This window comes from Methylorubrum sp. B1-46, assembly GCF_021117295.1.
Lineage (GTDB): Bacteria > Pseudomonadota > Alphaproteobacteria > Rhizobiales > Beijerinckiaceae > Methylobacterium.
This window is the reverse complement of sequence record NZ_CP088247.1, coordinates 3807866-3822661: the sequence shown is the minus strand read 5'-3', so window position 1 is coordinate 3822661 and position 14796 is coordinate 3807866. Positions and strand designations below refer to the sequence as shown.

21 protein-coding genes and 1 pseudogene are annotated in these 14796 nt (G+C 67.3%); 4 read left to right on the top strand and 18 right to left on the bottom strand.

Going from position 1 to position 14796, the window contains the following annotated elements; all coding sequences use genetic code 11:
* Positions 1-2: 2 nt before the first annotated feature.
* Positions 3-323: a hypothetical protein gene (locus LPC10_RS17770; protein ID WP_231343753.1), complete on the top strand. Its 321-nt coding sequence runs from the start codon at positions 3-5 to the stop codon at positions 321-323.
* Between the two features lie 89 nt (positions 324-412).
* On the opposite strand, the gene LPC10_RS17765 is transcribed toward LPC10_RS17770, so the two are convergent.
* Together LPC10_RS17765 and LPC10_RS17760 are read right to left on the bottom strand one after the other, a co-directional pair.
* Complete coding sequence (locus LPC10_RS17765; protein WP_231343752.1) at positions 413-1360, bottom strand: phage antirepressor KilAC domain-containing protein; 948 nt, start codon at positions 1358-1360, stop codon at positions 413-415.
* Entirely contained in the window at positions 1357-2040 is a 684-nt protein-coding gene (locus LPC10_RS17760) for a hypothetical protein (RefSeq protein ID WP_231343751.1), read from the bottom strand. The genes LPC10_RS17765 and LPC10_RS17760 overlap by 4 nt, the downstream gene beginning before the upstream one ends.
* A gap of 150 nt (positions 2041-2190) precedes the next feature.
* On the opposite strand from LPC10_RS17760, the gene LPC10_RS17755 reads away from it, so the two are divergent.
* The gene (locus LPC10_RS17755; protein ID WP_231343750.1) at positions 2191-2433 is read left to right on the top strand and encodes a helix-turn-helix transcriptional regulator; all 243 of its coding nucleotides are present in this window, start codon (positions 2191-2193) and stop codon (positions 2431-2433) included.
* Positions 2434-2814: 381 nt separating this feature from the next.
* Here the strand turns inward: LPC10_RS17755 and LPC10_RS17750 are convergent, their stop codons facing one another.
* From LPC10_RS17750 to LPC10_RS17675, 16 genes and pseudogenes are all read right to left on the bottom strand, one after another.
* Positions 2815-3051, bottom strand: a complete 237-nt coding sequence (locus tag LPC10_RS17750; RefSeq protein ID WP_231343749.1) for a hypothetical protein — start codon at positions 3049-3051, stop codon at positions 2815-2817.
* Between the two features lie 193 nt (positions 3052-3244).
* Positions 3245-3475, bottom strand: a complete 231-nt coding sequence (locus tag LPC10_RS17745; RefSeq protein ID WP_231343748.1) for a hypothetical protein — start codon at positions 3473-3475, stop codon at positions 3245-3247.
* A complete protein-coding gene (locus LPC10_RS17740) occupies positions 3472-3852 on the bottom strand; it encodes a hypothetical protein (RefSeq protein WP_231343747.1) in 381 nt (126 codons plus the stop codon). The genes LPC10_RS17745 and LPC10_RS17740 overlap by 4 nt, the downstream gene beginning before the upstream one ends.
* Positions 3853-3854: 2 nt before the next feature.
* Complete coding sequence (locus tag LPC10_RS17735; RefSeq protein WP_231343746.1) at positions 3855-4232, bottom strand: hypothetical protein; 378 nt, start codon at positions 4230-4232, stop codon at positions 3855-3857.
* Complete coding sequence (locus LPC10_RS17730; RefSeq protein ID WP_231343745.1) at positions 4229-4480, bottom strand: hypothetical protein; 252 nt, start codon at positions 4478-4480, stop codon at positions 4229-4231. The genes LPC10_RS17735 and LPC10_RS17730 overlap by 4 nt, the downstream gene beginning before the upstream one ends.
* Before the next feature lies 1 nt (position 4481).
* Positions 4482-5081 carry a lysozyme gene (locus LPC10_RS17725; protein WP_231343744.1) on the bottom strand — a complete coding sequence of 200 codons (600 nt, stop codon included), beginning with the start codon at positions 5079-5081 and terminating at the stop codon, positions 4482-4484.
* Entirely contained in the window at positions 5081-5320 is a 240-nt protein-coding gene (locus LPC10_RS17720) for a hypothetical protein (RefSeq protein ID WP_231343743.1), read from the bottom strand. Before LPC10_RS17720 ends, LPC10_RS17725 begins: the two co-directional genes overlap by 1 nt.
* Entirely contained in the window at positions 5317-5649 is a 333-nt protein-coding gene (locus tag LPC10_RS17715; protein ID WP_231343742.1) for a hypothetical protein, read from the bottom strand. Before LPC10_RS17715 ends, LPC10_RS17720 begins: the two co-directional genes overlap by 4 nt.
* On the bottom strand, positions 5646-6098 hold the full coding sequence (locus tag LPC10_RS17710; protein WP_231343741.1) for a hypothetical protein: 453 nt from the start codon (positions 6096-6098) through the stop codon (positions 5646-5648). The genes LPC10_RS17715 and LPC10_RS17710 overlap by 4 nt, the downstream gene beginning before the upstream one ends.
* On the bottom strand, positions 6095-6355 hold the full coding sequence (locus tag LPC10_RS17705; protein WP_231343740.1) for a hypothetical protein: 261 nt from the start codon (positions 6353-6355) through the stop codon (positions 6095-6097). The genes LPC10_RS17710 and LPC10_RS17705 overlap by 4 nt, the downstream gene beginning before the upstream one ends.
* A complete protein-coding gene (locus LPC10_RS17700) occupies positions 6352-6723 on the bottom strand; it encodes a hypothetical protein (RefSeq protein WP_231343739.1) in 372 nt (123 codons plus the stop codon). Before LPC10_RS17700 ends, LPC10_RS17705 begins: the two co-directional genes overlap by 4 nt.
* Before the next feature lie 306 nt (positions 6724-7029).
* Entirely contained in the window at positions 7030-9063 is a 2034-nt protein-coding gene (locus tag LPC10_RS17695; RefSeq protein WP_231343738.1) for a hypothetical protein, read from the bottom strand.
* 485 nt (positions 9064-9548) lie between these two features.
* The gene (locus LPC10_RS17690) at positions 9549-9983 is read right to left on the bottom strand and encodes a hypothetical protein (RefSeq protein WP_231343737.1); all 435 of its coding nucleotides are present in this window, start codon (positions 9981-9983) and stop codon (positions 9549-9551) included.
* 223 nt (positions 9984-10206) lie between these two features.
* A pseudogene (locus tag LPC10_RS17685) lies at positions 10207-10323 on the bottom strand (IS3 family transposase); the annotation flags it as partial.
* Positions 10324-10739: 416 nt separating this feature from the next.
* Entirely contained in the window at positions 10740-10955 is a 216-nt protein-coding gene (locus tag LPC10_RS17680) for a hypothetical protein (RefSeq protein WP_231343736.1), read from the bottom strand.
* Positions 10948-11088 (bottom strand): IS66 family transposase, encoded by a 141-nt coding sequence (locus LPC10_RS17675; RefSeq protein ID WP_231343735.1) that lies wholly within the window; start codon positions 11086-11088, stop codon positions 10948-10950. Before LPC10_RS17675 ends, LPC10_RS17680 begins: the two co-directional genes overlap by 8 nt.
* Positions 11089-11469: 381 nt before the next feature.
* Between LPC10_RS17675 and LPC10_RS17670 the strand changes: the two genes are divergently transcribed.
* Together LPC10_RS17670 and LPC10_RS17665 are read left to right on the top strand one after the other, a co-directional pair.
* Positions 11470-11676 carry a hypothetical protein gene (locus LPC10_RS17670; protein WP_231343734.1) on the top strand — a complete coding sequence of 69 codons (207 nt, stop codon included), beginning with the start codon at positions 11470-11472 and terminating at the stop codon, positions 11674-11676.
* Positions 11676-14789, top strand: a complete 3114-nt coding sequence (locus LPC10_RS17665; protein WP_231343733.1) for a DUF499 domain-containing protein — start codon at positions 11676-11678, stop codon at positions 14787-14789. Before LPC10_RS17670 ends, LPC10_RS17665 begins: the two co-directional genes overlap by 1 nt.
* Positions 14790-14796: the final 7 nt, after the last annotated feature.

The following is a 14796-nucleotide window of genomic DNA, read 5'->3' as shown; positions in this document are numbered from 1 at the left end:
CCGTGCGCGCCGTCCTTACCGCCCTCGCCCTCCTCGCCGCCGGGCCGGCCCTCGCCGGGGGAGGCCTGCGCGAGGGCATCTACTGCCCGGTCGGCGTCGACCTGAACCCGATCCTTGTCGACGGCCGCGGCGTGGCGATCGACGGCCTCGACTGCGAGGGCGCCCGGTTCGAGGGCGCGCGCCTGAAGGCCAAGGCGTGCTGGACGAACGGCGGGCACACTGTCCCGTACGACGTCCCGATCCGGATGCTCGCCGACGGCAGCATCGAGCACGACGGCGCCCGGTTCCGGTGGCATCCCGCGCCTCCATGCCCCGTGCAATGAAATGGAAGCGAACGGGGATTGGCTTCCTTGGGTCATGAAAAAGGGGGCCGCGGCGTGCCGGGCCCCCTGAGCGACTCGATGACGGCAGGTCAGTCGAAGAGGTGGCGATCTCGGGCAATGGTCAGCACCTTCAGCATGTCCGCCGGCAACGGCAGCTTGGGGTCTTTACCTTCGATGATGAGCCGGGCGAGCCGGGTGACGCCGAGCGGGGTGACCCGCAGCTTCACCACCATCTTGTCCCGCACCGTCCCGTCCGCCTGTTTGACCGGTACGGTCTCAGGGATCTCGATGAGCTCCTCGGCGTCGAGGCGATCCTGGATGCCGACGTCGGGCCCCTTCTCCGAGCGCTTGTAGAACCAGCGAACTTTTGCCTCGCTGTGGCGCATGTAGGTGAAGAGGGCGCCCGGCTTGAGACCGAGAACCTTCGCAACGTCCGTCACGCACAGGGACCCGTCGGCATTCGCGAGGAGATCGTGCGCGGCCACGGTCACGGCCTGCCGCTCGATCGTATGCTCAGCGATCTGGAGGTCCCGTCCCTGCCGGGCGACCTGTACCTCAAGCTCGATCGTCCGCTGAGCGTACTGGCCGATTAGAGCCATCACGTTGTGCGGGTTCGACAAGAACGCCATGGGATCGACCGGCTCCGGCGCCGGGACGGGGGCATAGCTTCCGGTCCGCCGGATGGTCGGAAGGACCTCTTCGACGACCCAGTCCTGGAAGCGCTCGATGTCGAGACGAAGGGTGACGTCCTTCTCGTCGGCGACCTTGCGGGCCATGATGGCGCGGTAGAGGCCGCTCTCGGTGACCGTCGTCAGGCGCTGCGCCCCGCCAAGGGTACTCACTGTGTGAGTACCCTTTTCACGGGGGCGGACGACCCGCACCAAGTTCGCGGCATCACGGTAGCGGAGCGCCCGGGCGAGGTCGGCGGCCACGAAGACCGCCTTCTCGCCGATCATGAGCCCACGGACGGGATGGCCGTCGAACGAGAATTCGAACTGCGAGGTGCCCGCCTGGGGCGCCGGGACCATGGCGTTCATGCAGCCCTCCCGCTGGTCGGCGCCGTGCCGAGGTCGACCTCGACGAATTCCACGGTGATGCCCGTCTCGGCCGCCCCATGGGGGACTCGGGCGACCTTCGCCAGGCCGGGCGGCCCGACGACGACGATCCCGCCCCATCCGTCGTCGACCGCTTTCTCGTGGCACTCGTCCGCGTCGGACTGCGCACAGCTGAGGACGGCGTACGTGGCGAGCAGGATCCGGTCGCCGCGCTCGACGAGCCAGCAGCCCTCGCCGCGGAACAGGGTCGTGGCGGACGGCGTCGCGCCCGGCAGCCACCGGCCAGGATCACGCTTGAAGGCCGCCTCGCGCGCCGCGTCGTCCGGACCGTACAGGGGATCGCCGTCCCACAGCCCCCGCTGATCGGGCGCGCCGGGCGCGGTGAGGTCGCCGGCGGCCTTGCCCTTCTCGGCCTCGGTGACGCGGTGCATCTTCGTGAGCAGCTTCAGCATCACCGCGCCGCGGATCTCGTCGAAGAGCGGCTCGATCTCCAGCGAGCGCTGGGTGAGCGCCGCGTGAGCTGCGTGGGGGTCCGACGCGCGGAGGGCGTCGTCGTAGGCTCGGACCTCTTCGATGAAGTCGTGGAATTCCCTGGCCGCCGGGTTCTCGGACAGGCGCGTGAGGATCGGCGGCGTGGTATCGTTCTGGCTCGGCTCGCGCATTGGGGTCTCCGTCCCGTGTGCGACCAGGCCCGGGGCGGCGGTTGCCTCCGCTTCCTCGGGCCACCCCTCGGCGAGGGGTTAACCAAATTTGAGCACATTTCTGGATTCGCGCAACCTTGCGCGTGAAAGAAATTTCGCTACCCTGTCTGCATGTACCCGTCCGGTCCCCAAATCCGTGCCGCGCGCGCGCTCCTGAACTTGTCGCGCGACCAGCTCGCCGATCTAGCGGGCGTGTCCGCGCGGACGATCGACAACCTTGAGAGCGAGACGCGCAAGCCGATACGGGCGACACAGAATGCTGTGCTCGGTGCTCTGTTAGGCGCCGGCGTTGAGTTCGATCCTGGCGATCCGGAAGCCGGCCGCGGCCCCGGCGTCTACCTACGCACGCGCTAGGCCTGCGCCCGTCGGGGCCCCTTCGGCCTGCGCGGCGCGCCTCGGATCAGCTGGCTCGCCGGAGCGCCCCATCTCTCCAAGCACGCGACGTCGGGATCCTCGCCCGTCATGGTGCACCACGCGACGAGGGCGCGCACCCGCTCCTGTGATGGCCGAAATCTGAGGCGGGATCCCCAGTCCTCCCGCGCCCCCTTCATGGCCGGGGCCTCTGAAAGGGACGGGTGGTCGACCGATCCGCGGCCCGCCCGAGCGCCGCGGAGATCTTGTCCCTCGCAAGGGACATCTCCTCGGCGGTGTAGCCCGGCACGGGGATCGGGCCGCCCATCGCACGCATGAGGGCGACCTGCCTGGCGAGGTTGTCCGGGGCGGGCGGGAGCAGCGTCACCGGTCACCCCGAATTTCAAAATCGAGATCGCGCGATTCAGGAGCGCGCTTCCCCGGAGGACGGCGATGCGCGCGGGGATCGCCGGCCCGGCGCGCGAGGCAGGCGAGGACGTAGACGTGGTTCGTGTTGATGCCGCAGGCCTCGGCGATCCCCGCCGCCGATCGGCCGCCTGCCCACATGAACAGGGCGCACTCGCGCATCACCGTCGCCTCGGGACCGGATCGACGCCTCACCTGCGCTTCCTCCGTCCGGGCCCGTGGGCCGCGGCCGCGGCGATCGCAGCGGCTACCTCCGGCGGGGCCGGCGGGCTCGCGACCGGGCCCGGGCGAAGGGCGACGACCGCGGCCATGAGCGCCGGATCCGGACGCGGCACCTCCGGTTCCGGCACGAGGCAGGCGACGGCGAGAAGGGCGAGGACTTCGGGCGTCACGGGCGCCCCCCGACGAGGCCATGGACGGCCCCGAGCTTGCCTCGGCAGTCCGCGTGCGCGTCCCGCAGGTCGGTGACGTAGCCGGCGACGTCGCGCTGCGTCCCGCCGCGGCGCCACGTCGGCGCCTCCTGGCAGGCCAGCATCGAGGCCTGTACGGTCGGCCGGGCCGTGGTCTGGCACCCGGCGAGGCAGGCGGCGATCGCCGCGCTGGCAAGGATCCGGTTCATCGGCCGCCCTCCAGCACGTCGCGAAGGACGGGGGCGACAGGACCGTCGTCGGTGCCCGGCGCGGCCTGGATCCGGCGGTGCGTCTCGCGGGACCGGGCGGCCCGCGCGTCCCTCGTACGGGACAATCCCTCCAAGGCCTCGATCGCCGCGGCCTTGCCGGCGGCCTCGGCCTTGGCCTCGTCCCGCTCGCGCCGGGCAGCATCGAGCTCCGTCCGGACGTGCGCGACGTAGGCCGCCCCGGCGAGCGCCAGCGCCACGGCCGCGGCCGGCAGGGCGAACCGAGGCAGGTAGACGACCGCGGCGACGGCGGCCGCCGCGGCAACCAGGGCGCCGAGCCCGAGAGGCGTCCAGACGAGGGCGAGCGCCAAGTCGAGCATGCTCACTCGCAGCCGAGAGCGGGAAGGCCACGCTGAGCCCGACGCAGGTTCACCCTCAGCATGAGGCGCTCACCCTTCAGGCGCGTGACCAGGCTTCCGGAGGCGAGCATCCCCTTGGCGCGCCCGATGTCGTAGGCGTCGGGCGCATCCTCGAACGCGGACGACACCTCTCCGATACCCTCGGCCGAGAAGAAGGTCCGCACCTCCGCGCCAGGAGGCAGCTCGACGATGTTGCCAGGCACGAGCGTGACGTCCGGATCGGTGGTCGAGCTCTGGTCGCGGCCGGCATGTGCCCGCAGGACCAAACCGGCCTCCGATACGAGACGGCCGAATGCGAGAAGGGCGAACAGCCCGACCCAAAAGATTGCCCAGGTGCTCATGGGGTGGCCTCGGAAGCTTCTGTGAGGTCGACGATCTGGTCAGCCTCGGGCGGGCCCGGCATCGGCCAGGGCAGCCAGGGTCCGTCGGGGTGGAGCTGGACTTCGATCGAGTGGACGTACGGGTACGGCGCGTACGTCGTCAGGAAGGCGCGCCCGGTCTCGCGCCAGCCCATGCCTGGCACGGGGTGGGGCTCTTGCTCGCGCTGGACGACCTGGATCGCCCCCTCGGGGATCGGCTGGCCCGACATGTCAGGCCCCCTTCAGGCAGAGGGCGCGCTCCTCGGCACGCCGGCGGGTGAGGCCGTTCGAGACAACGAGGACGCGGTTCGGCGGCTTGCCCTTCCCGACCTTGTTGAAGCTCCGGAAGGCGTCGCAGGCCCCGCGCACGTCGCCTGAGTTCTGCAGCCGGGCGACCGAGGAAGCGCAGTAGCCGGCCCACCCGATGTTGTAAGCGAGCGAGACGTGGGCGGCGTATCGCTCGACCGGCATCGAGACCGCCGACGGGACGCAGCGCTCGACGTGGGAGGCGAATTCGTCGAGACGCCGGGCGAAGATCGAGTTGCGCTCGGCGACCGTCTTGGTCATGCCCATGCGCACTCCCTGGGTCTCGCCCCAGCAGATCGTCGGAACGCCCACGATGTCCCGGTAGGCGGTGGTGCGAAGCGCCTCGAACCCGCCGACGAGGCCGGTGCACGCCGCGGCGGCCGCCGGCACGAGCAGGATCCGGGACGGCCGCCGACCTGAGGCCTTTCCCGTCACTGCGACCGGCACCGGGGCTGCGGCTCGGGGAGCGGCGTTGGCGGTGCCGACGGCAAACGCGACGCCGAGCTTGCGAAGGAAGGCGAGCATCAGGCTTGGTCCCCGGATAGGTGGCGGTTGGCGAGGAAGGGCAGGACGAGCGCGCCGAGCGACACGACCGTGGTGGCGACCGCGAAGGGGATCGGGCCGAACGGCGGATCGCTCGCAAGGCAGGCCAGTCCGGCCTGAAGCGCGGAGAAGACGAAGCCGGCGCCCGACAGCCAGACGACGCGGCTGTGCCGGGCGACGGCCTTGGGGTTCGAGACGATCCTCGGCTTGCGGAGCTTCACGGCTGCCTCCGGCGGCTGCGATGGGTGGGGGTAGCGGCCGGGGGCGTACCGCCGCCGGGCGGCATGGACGCGCGCAGGATCTCGCCATGCTCGTGGAGGGCGCGGGTCAGGTCCGTGCCCGTCCGGACGAGCGTGAAGCCGAGGTCGCGGTCGGCCGGGTCGAGGGCGATCCGCGGCAGTCCGAGGGCCTGCTCGGGCGGACGGCGCGCTTCCTTGATCCGGGCGAGGACGTAGGTGCCCACCGCGAGCAGGCCGCCGACGGCGACGGTGCCGATCGCCTTGAGGGCGTCACCGGGCAGGGTGGTCAGCGTGGAGAGCCAGTCGATCACCGGGCGGCCCTCCGGAGGATGGCCGCCCGGGCGTCGTTCGCGCCCTGGTCCCAGATGGCCCGGAAGGCGCAGTAGGCGTCGACCACGGCGAGCACGCCGTAGGCCCCCACGCCCGTGTTCCAGCCGGGGTAGCCGTCCTTGGCGAGGAGCCAGGCCAACGCGGTCCGGACGGCTGCGCCGACGGCGGCGGTGACGAGCCGGAGCGAGGGGGAGTGGCGCTTGGATCCGTTGACCCAAAGACCGATCATGCGAACCACGGCCACGCCGAGGAGCGCGGCGCCCCACGTCCCCTCGGGGGCGATGTCCGAGAAGGCTCCGATCGTCGGGCGGGAGAACGTGGCGCCCGGCAGCAGCAGCGCGATCTCCACGCCCATCAGGACGAGGGCCCCGACCCACTCGGCTTCGCGCCGCTGGTGATAGCCCTGGAAGGGAAGGCCGTACCGGGTCACCGCTTGCCTCCCGTGACGGGCGCGGGCTCGTCGGCCGGTGCGGGATCGGGCTCGGGCTCGGGCGCAGGCACGTCGGCCTCGACGGGGACCGGAGGCTCGATCCCGAGGTCGGCGTGGAGGACGATCCCCTGGCGACCGCAGCGGCCGCAGTGGACCTCGGACCATGTCATGCCCGGGGCGAGAAGGGGCCGGATCGCGTCCCGGCAGGACTGCGGATCGGCGCATTCGGTGAAGGTCAGGGGCTTGGGCTCGCTCACGACGCGCCTCCCAGTTCGAGGACGCTGCGGGGGCGGGGCGGGACGGCCGATGCCGGTCCGGCGGGAGCGAACTTGGCGACGCGGGCGAGGACGGTGACGACGACGCCGTCGACGACCCTGAACTTCATTGCCTCGGGGAAGGCGACGACGTCACCGGTCCTCGACCCGGCGGCGAGGATGACCCCACCCACGGCGGCGATCCGAGCCCGGACCCATGCGAGGTCGACGCCCTTCGTGCGCAAGGCCTTGAGAGCCTGCTGGTCGTCGAGCCCCTCATCGACGACCGCGCCAAGGCAGCGCTGGCAGTACCTCACGACCGCGTGGTCGGTGGCCCGGGCGCGGGGCGTGGTGGAGCTGACGTGGGACACGTCAGGCCGCCTCGGCGAGGGCGGCGGGAGCGGTCAGGCTGGGGACGGCGAGGGACTTCTTCACGTGGGGCTCTCCGGTTCGTTCCGGGAGCGTCACGCGGCCTATGGAATTCGGATAGACGTCGGAGGCGAGGTCATGGGTCCGGCGGTCCCGTCATCAAGGGAACCGGGGCGCCAAACATGAAGAAGCCCGCCCCGGGCTGCGGGACGGGCTCTTCGAGATGTGCTGCATCTCGCCCTACGAAGGCAGGTATTATGTACCGCGCCCCCTAGGCAGCTACAAGGGCGAGACGGCGGATCTATCGACTATCCGCCCGATGCCTCGCGGTAGAGATCCACCTCGCGCTGGCGGTCGGCGGCCGTGACCGGCAGGGGCCGGGAAGCCCCGAGACGGCCCCTCACGCCGTGGCGGGCCTTCGAGGCGATGGGCGCCCGACGGGCCCGTCTCGGGGCGGCAACGACGCTCCCGGCGAGCTCACGGCGGGCAGCCTCGGCCATGGCGGCGTCGGCCGGGGTCGGGGTGCCCGCTTCCAGGAACCACGTGTCGAACCGGCCGCGCCCCCAGACGTCCTCGGTCTGCGTCCACGTCCAGACCGCCGAGGCCGTCTCGACGACGGCGTGGAAGGGCGTGACCCTCGTCACCCGGACCGGCTCGGGTTCGGGCAAGGTGACGGGCAGCTCACGCGAGGCGGAGACCACAATATAGCGTGACGTATCGTGGACGGCCGAGAAGCCGTCGGAGGCATCGACGATCGTCGTGGACGGCGTGGTCGTCTCGAAGCCCGTCGAGACGAGAGCCTCGGCCTCGGGCGATCCCGCAAAGACGGGTCCTGTCGAGAACATCTCGTCGAGGGGGATGACGCCGGGCTCTCGCGGCGCCGCCTCGGCCTCTGCGATCGCCTTGGCGACGCCGGAGCGGCTGCGCCCCACGATCTGGGCGCATCGGTCCAGCGAGAGCCCGGCAAGCTTCCAGAGCCGTGCGATCCCGCCGTCGGTAATCCTGTCCTCGACCTGCCCCGAACGAGTGACCCGGTCGGGGTTGCGCGCGTCACGGCTCGCTCGCTGGCGCTCGGCCGGTGTCAGCGCCTTGCCACCGCCGGGGAACAGGGCGCGCAGCCCGAACGCCTCTGCCTGCTCGACTTGGACGTCGAGCAGGTCGACGATGGTCGCGGCCGAGTAGTTGTAGAGTGGGCTCTGCTCGACGCCCTTGTGCTCGTCGGTCTCGCCGGCCTCGTGGCGACGCTGGCGACGGTCGAGCGTTCCGAGGGCGCGGAAGGCCTCGCGCTCGGACAGGCCGGCCAGAGGGGCGAGCTCGGCGGCCCAATCCTCGCGGCAGCCGCCACGGACGTGAGCCGTCGCGTTGGCAGTCAGGAAGATCCAGAGCTCGCGCATGCCGACCGGAGGGGCGCCCATGCCGTCACGCCACGCGTGGAGGTCGCGAAGGATCCCGGTCCACCGGCCGGTCGGGCCGGCATGGCGGCGGGGCTTGGCCGGCGCCGGGTTGTCGTTGGCGGGCACCGCGGCCTTGGCCTCGGCGCGGACCCGGCGCCGCTCCAGGATCTCCGCGCGCGAGAGCGGCAGGATCGCGTCAGCAAGGGCGTGGAAGTCGTAGCGAACCGCGTCCCCAAACGAGGACAATCCCAGGAGCCGCGCCATCACGCCGGACTTGGCGTTCACCGAGCCGACGAGGCGCACGACGCGGGCACCGTCGCGGCAGACGCGGTCGAGCCCGGCGTCGCGGAACAGGCGCCACACCGGAAGCATCCGGGCCTCGAATGCATCGAGCACGGCGTCGTCACGCTTGCGCTTGGCCTTGGGCAACCCATTGGTCGCGAGGTCCGGCCCATGCAGCGCGTCGTAGATAGCCTCGACGCGGGCCCAGGCGGCAGCCTTCACGCCATCGCAGCCGTACGTCGCCTGCAAGTTCCGTCCCGTGGCGACCCAGATCGAGGGCAGAGGGACGCCGGCCTCGGCCATCGCCTCGACGAGGACGTCCCGCACCGCCTCGGGCGCCCAGCCGTCGAAGCGCAGGCCCGCCTTGTTGTAGTCGAAATCCAGGATGGTCGACCCGACGGATTTCAGGCACTCGCCCGAGCGTCGGCGTCCCCAGAACGTGTTCAGGCTGCTGTAGTCGGCGTTCGCGAATGCAGGGGACAGCGTGACCGCGGCCGGGTCGACCGTCTCGCCTTCGAAAATCTCGTCACCCTCGGCGTCGACGCCCTTGCGTCCGATCCAGACGCGTCCGACGCCGCCCTTGGGGTGCAGCCACGCGACATGGGCCGCGCGCAGCATGGCGCGGGTCGCGTCGCACAGGGTGGGCTGGGGGTGGGTGGTCGCCATGGTCTCGTAGGGCTTGGTCGTCGCCGGGGCAGCACACCCGCCGACGCATTAAAGGTACGCGCGTCGCTCGAATTCGGCAAACCGCCCCGCTTAGGGGAGCCTTCGCCCCTAGGCTGCGCTGTTTGTCGCAGTCAGCGGGCCGCCCAATCACCGGTTAAGCGGCTCTTATTGCCGCGAATCGGTGTTCGTGTCATTTCAGCACTCCTGCGCGACGGCGATGGTAACGAACTCTCACTGGTGCTCTCCACAAATCGGCGCACCCGCCTAAGGCTCTCCTCACCACCATTGGACAGCCCCGCCCGTGTCGGCTGCCCATGCCGCTGCCATCAGGCCCGCATCGCCCGCGCTCGCCGAAGTCATTCACGATAACAACCAATGCGGATGGCAAAATCAGGATACCGGCCGACGAGTATCGGAAAGCGGGATTACAGGTGCCCGCTGCCTAAATCGTCGGACTCTCGCAGTTTTACTGAGCATATAGCGATCTAAATGTCCGGCGGCAGATGGGCATTCACAGAACGCACACCCACCCGCCATTCAAGCGCTTGTCGCAAGATTGAGGGCGTGGCTGAGATTTTGCCGTCTGCTGCCGCATCAAACAAGCCCGACACTCTCTCGGTGTTTGGATAAAATGGACTGAGGAGGCGATACCAATCGCAGCCAGCGACAGGCCTGACGATCGCAAGATTGATACAAGTCTCCAGAATATCCCCATTTGTTACGCGCTTGATGCGCTTACCAAATCCTGCCGGCTCAAAGTAGTGCTGCATGATTATACATAGCCAGTCGTGAACTTGGACATATTCGTTGCTCAAGGAGGCCCGTGCATCCCTTATGTGCTCGGCTAACTTTGCCTTATCTTCGGCGGTGAGCGCAACAAAAACAGCCGCCCCGATTTCATTAAATTTTTGTTCTGACATTTGAAGCTCCTGACTAGACCAATCGATCCTAATTTTGCCGGGGGAACTTACTCCAGAATTAATGGCATTTTGCTGTCTGGATCCGAGGGTAAACCGTTTATTTCTAGAGTGCGAATTGGCTCTCATGGTAGGGCGATTGGTTCAATACCCGCCGCTTGCTTGAACCAATCGGCAACGTGCATATCGCCGAGGCCGAAGCGCGCTACTTTGCTCAGGTCAAGGCGTAGAACGTCGCGTCGCTGATAGCGTAACGGCGGACAATCTCAGCCACCGGTAGCCTCGCCTGCTGGTTCTTCGGAATACCGATGATCTGCTCTTTGCTGAACCGGCTCTTCTTCATTGTCCGTATCCTCATCGACGGACACTAGCTTCAGAATAAGGGAAGGCCAGGGGGTTAAGGCCACCTTCTCTTCTTTCGTTGCTCCCGTGTTTGTCGAGGGAGTTGGCTTGTTGAGGAGACTGCACCTGCTGGGCATCTATCACCTGCTGGAGAAGCTTCGGCTGGACGGAAACTCTCCGAGCCGCGCACTTCTTTGCGGGGGGGGCAGCTCCCATGGCCTGAGTGGTCGGCGCATTTCGGGTAGGAATTCGAATAACTGCGGCAGTGGCTGCGTCGGAATCCGGCGAGGGCCCTTGATCCGCGGAAGAATGCAACGGGAACCAATAAACGGCTCGGCCCTGATCTCGTTGATTAGAGCGCGCTGGGCAGCAAGATCGTTGTAGCGGATTTGCTTCAGGCGTTCTGTGTCAGGCTTTCTAATATTCGGCACTGCCGTCCGCTCCTAAGTTCGGCAATTCGGGCGAGCGCAGATAAGCACAAAAACAAACCTGAAAATCAGGGTAGGCGATATTCGTCACCTGCGTCACCTTGGCATGCCAATTGGCGCCCGCAGGCACAACCAACAAACTCGACAGATATAACAAAAGTTGCGTTTCGGCGTGCAGCTTTGGATCTGGCGCACTCTCATTCAAGGGTGTTGTCGAGCGCGATGCGTCCGTCGTCGAAGGTGCGGGTCAGTGCCGGCCAGCGCGCCAGTATGTAACGCAACGCCTTGGCCAGTTCGGACCGACCCGGCAGCTCTGGGTCAGGCTCCGTTCCGCCCACAGCTTCAGCGCCGCCGCCAGCGGCTTCGCGCGGGCCTGCCGCTCAAGCGCGTAGACGGATCTCAGCAATTTGCGGGCCGAGACGCGGTGGATCCATGTTGAAGGTCAGGGTTTTCATCAGGCGTTCGGGTACCTGCCGATCCCGTCCCCGCAGGTTACCAACAAGCCACCGCGTTACGGCCGGATGCGAGGACGACGCCGGCCTCGACCGGTTCGCTCTCCCGTTCCTTCGCCGCCTACCAGAACGCGTCGGTCAGGTTGTGGTCGCCGACACACAATGCCCTCGCAAAAGCGATGACGCCGGCCATCGAACGGCCAAGCTCGATTGTCGAATCGACCCGCCCGTGAGAGCGTCAGATATCTGGATGGCTGGATTGCACCGATGGTTCTTGGCGCCGAAGAGGGCAGGACGGCTCCCCGTTCAGACGGGCGGCGGCCGCTGTATGTCTACCTGCATCCCGACCTGATCCTCAACCTCAAGAAGGCGGCCCTCGACGACAACAGGCCGGTCTACGAACTGGTCGAGGAAGCCGTCACGCATCTGCTGGACGCACGCCGGGAAGGTGCGGCCATGGGAGGGAAGAAGTAGTGGCCATTCAGAGCGTAAGGCAACTTTGCGACGTCAGTGACATCGTCTCGAAGGATGGCCTCGTCGACCAGATCGCCAACCTGGACGACCTTCACAAGGGTAAGATCGACCCGGACGCGTTCTTCAGGCGCAACCACTTCACCGATGGCCTGAACGCCCTGGTCCGTAACGGCTTCGACCGCCTCTCCGGCAGGACCGGCGACGGCGCCTTCTACCTTTCGCAGTCGATGGGCGGCGGCAAGACGCACTCGTTGATCGCCTTCGCTCTCCTCGCGCAGGACGATGGCCTGCGCCACCGCATCATCCCGAACATCGCCCCGACGGCGACCTTCGGCTCCGCGAAGGTCGTCATCTTCAATGGCCACCAGAACCCGTCAAACTTCCTCTGGGGCGAGATCGCAGACCGCCTGGAACGCCCCGAGGCGATGGCGCGCTTTTGGAAGGACGGGGCCAAGACGCCCGGCGTTGACGACTGGGTCGCGACGCTCGGCGACGGGCCCGTGCTGATCCTCCTGGACGAGCTCCCGAGCTACCTGCAGATGGCCGAGGGCCAGGCGGTCGGCAACTCGACGCTGGCCGACATCACAATCGGCGCCTTGGAGCGCCTGTTCAACGCCCTGTCGCAATTGCCGCGGGCTTGCGTGGTCGTCACGAACTTGATCGACGATGTCTTCGCCGAGGGCTCGGGCAAGCTGAAGACTCTCATCAACACGCTAAACAAGCAGTACGGCAAATACGCCCAGGCCATCACGCCGGTCCAGCAAAACTCAGGCGAGGTCTTCCAGATCATCCGCAAGAAGCTCTTCGACAAGCTTCCCGACGGAGACGCCATCGACGAGATTGCACAGGCTTACGTAGACGAGCTCAACCGCGCCAAGAAGGTCGACGACGTCCCGTCCATACCGGAGAGCTTCATCGCCCGGATACGGGAGACGTATCCCTTCCACCCGTCCATCCGAGACATTGTCGCCCGGTTCAAGGAGAACCCGGGTTACCAGCAGACCCGGGCGCTCATCCGCATCCTGCGGCTCGCCGTTCGGAATGCCTGGGCGTCGAACGACTCGATCTTCCTCATTGGGCTCCAGCACCTCGACCTGAACCATCCCGGTACCGTGGAGGAGATCCGCAAGATCAACAACCACTATACGAACGCCATCTCCAAAGACATCGCAGACCGGGGCAATGCCCTGGCCGAGCAGATCGACGCCGGCGAAGGCTCTTCCACGGCGACGTCTATCTCTAAGCTGATCCTGATGTCGTCGCTGTCGATGGCTGAGCAGCCCATTCGTGGACTCCGTCGGTCGGAGGTCATCGAATTCCTCATTGACCCGCTCACCAGGACGCCGGCAATCTCGACAGCCTTAGACAAGCTCGCCGGAAATGCGGAGTACCTGTTCAAGGGACCTGATGAGCGCATCTACTTCGGCCAGGTCGCCAACGTCGTGTCGGAGATCAACAACACAGGCGCCAGCTTGGCCGAGGAGGTTGTTGACCAGGAACTTAGGGACAAGCTGGCGGAGGTCTTCGAACCCAAGACCAAGGCGCTCTACAACAAGAATTTGGCCATCCTACCCTCTCTTGACGAGATCAAGGTCGGCGAGGAGGACGTTACGCTAGTCGTCGTGGAGCGGCCGGCCCAAAGCCTTCCGCCGGACCTCATCGAGTGGTGGAGGAAGCTCGACCGCCAGAACCGGGTCCTCATCTTAACGGCCGACCTCAACTCGCTCGGTTCGTTGCGCGGGATCGCTCGCCAGATGCGGGCTATCTCCATCGTCGAGAAGGCCATCGCGCAGCGGCATGGCAAAGAATCGACCCAGATGCGCGAGGTGGAGGGCATCAAGGCGCGCGTCGCGAACAGCTTCACCTCGGCTGTAAGGGAGACGTTCACCACACTCGTCTTCCCGACTGGGTCAGGCCTGCGGGACTACGGCCAATTCCGTATGGAGTTCGATAACAACGACTATCGGGGCGAGGAGCAAATCCTCAAGACGCTTGAGGCCCGGGGGAAATTCTACCCCGCGGCCAAGATCGAGACTGAAATCGCGACCTTACGCGAGGAAGCAGAGCATGAGCTCTTCGACGCAGATGCAGTCCAACGTGGGGAACTGAGGCGCAAGGCTGCGGCGAAGGCCGGATGGTACTGGCTCTCGACCGGAGGACTTGACCATCTCATCACGGAGATAGTGCGGACGAAGCACTGGCGCGAACGCAACGGTCTCATTGAAAAGAAGTACGAGCGGGTAACATCTGTCGCCGTCAGGCTCGAAGGCTCGCTCGACGCTGCCCTTGAAAAAGGCGTCTACAAACTGATTGTCACACCCGAAGAGGCGGACACGGTCTACGCCTCGGAGACTGGGCACCCCGACCCGACCGTCTCCGGGAAAGTCGCGGGCCGCAGCTACGAGACAAGCGCTTCCAGGGTTTGGTTCCTGCCCGTGGACAGCCGGGGCGAGGCGAAGTCGGGTCCCCCGGTCGAGTGGCTCGCCCCAGTCAGGCTCGCTGCCCACGCCGCCTCTACCTCGACGGGCACGACGATCGAGTGGACGGTCGTACCGCGCTCCGCGCAGGTCCGCGCTTCGTTCGACGGCTCGGACCCGATGCAAGGCTCAGTGGTCTCAAGCCCCCTATCGGTGCCAGGCGCTGCCAAGGAAGTCAGGCTCGTGCCGGCGGTCGATGGGCGGACGGGCGAGGAAGTGCGCCTTACCCAAGGCGACGGTCCTGAGCCGCATCCGCGACCGAAGGAGATCCGCGACGACCGCCCCCTACTGCTTCGCCAGGCGCTCCGTTTCGATTCCATCACCCGCCTGACTGACGCAATGACGGCCCTGCAGGCCGCGACCGGCGCAACGGTGCGAGGCGGACAGATCGAGATCGGTTCGGAGGATGTCGGCGTGTTCGCCGACATCACATTCGGGGACGGGGTCTCCATGTCCGCGGATGCCGTGACGACGGTGATTTCGTCGGTGGCCCAGTCGGGCAGCTTCACGGCGACCCGTGCGAGCGCGAGCTTCAACGAGACCCGGTTCGCTACCGGTAAGGACTACAAGGTGTTCGCCGACGCCGTGGATCTCGATTTTGAGACCATGAAGTGGGCGCAGGACGACGGCGTCTGAGGGTTTA

What these genes read in the sequence shown, in the direction of transcription:
- LPC10_RS17745 (WP_231343748.1), bottom strand. Translation starts at nt 3,475, where the DNA reads ATGAACCGGATCCTTGCCAGCGCGGCGATCGCCGCCTGCCTCGCCGGG.
- LPC10_RS17730 (WP_231343745.1), bottom strand. Translation starts at nt 4,480, where the DNA reads ATGTCGGGCCAGCCGATCCCCGAGGGGGCGATCCAGGTCGTCCAGCGC.
- LPC10_RS17725 (WP_231343744.1), bottom strand. Translation starts at nt 5,081, where the DNA reads ATGCTCGCCTTCCTTCGCAAGCTCGGCGTCGCGTTTGCCGTCGGCACC.
- LPC10_RS17670 (WP_231343734.1), top strand. Translation starts at nt 11,470, where the DNA reads ATGGTTCTTGGCGCCGAAGAGGGCAGGACGGCTCCCCGTTCAGACGGG.
- LPC10_RS17695 (WP_231343738.1), bottom strand. Translation starts at nt 9,063, where the DNA reads ATGGCGACCACCCACCCCCAGCCCACCCTGTGCGACGCGACCCGCGCC.
- LPC10_RS17735 (WP_231343746.1), bottom strand. Translation starts at nt 4,232, where the DNA reads ATGAGCACCTGGGCAATCTTTTGGGTCGGGCTGTTCGCCCTTCTCGCA.
- LPC10_RS17755 (WP_231343750.1), top strand. Translation starts at nt 2,191, where the DNA reads ATGTACCCGTCCGGTCCCCAAATCCGTGCCGCGCGCGCGCTCCTGAAC.
- LPC10_RS17760 (WP_231343751.1), bottom strand. Translation starts at nt 2,040, where the DNA reads ATGCGCGAGCCGAGCCAGAACGATACCACGCCGCCGATCCTCACGCGC.
- LPC10_RS17740 (WP_231343747.1), bottom strand. Translation starts at nt 3,852, where the DNA reads ATGCTCGACTTGGCGCTCGCCCTCGTCTGGACGCCTCTCGGGCTCGGC.
- LPC10_RS17690 (WP_231343737.1), bottom strand. Translation starts at nt 9,983, where the DNA reads ATGTCAGAACAAAAATTTAATGAAATCGGGGCGGCTGTTTTTGTTGCG.
- LPC10_RS17765 (WP_231343752.1), bottom strand. Translation starts at nt 1,360, where the DNA reads ATGAACGCCATGGTCCCGGCGCCCCAGGCGGGCACCTCGCAGTTCGAA.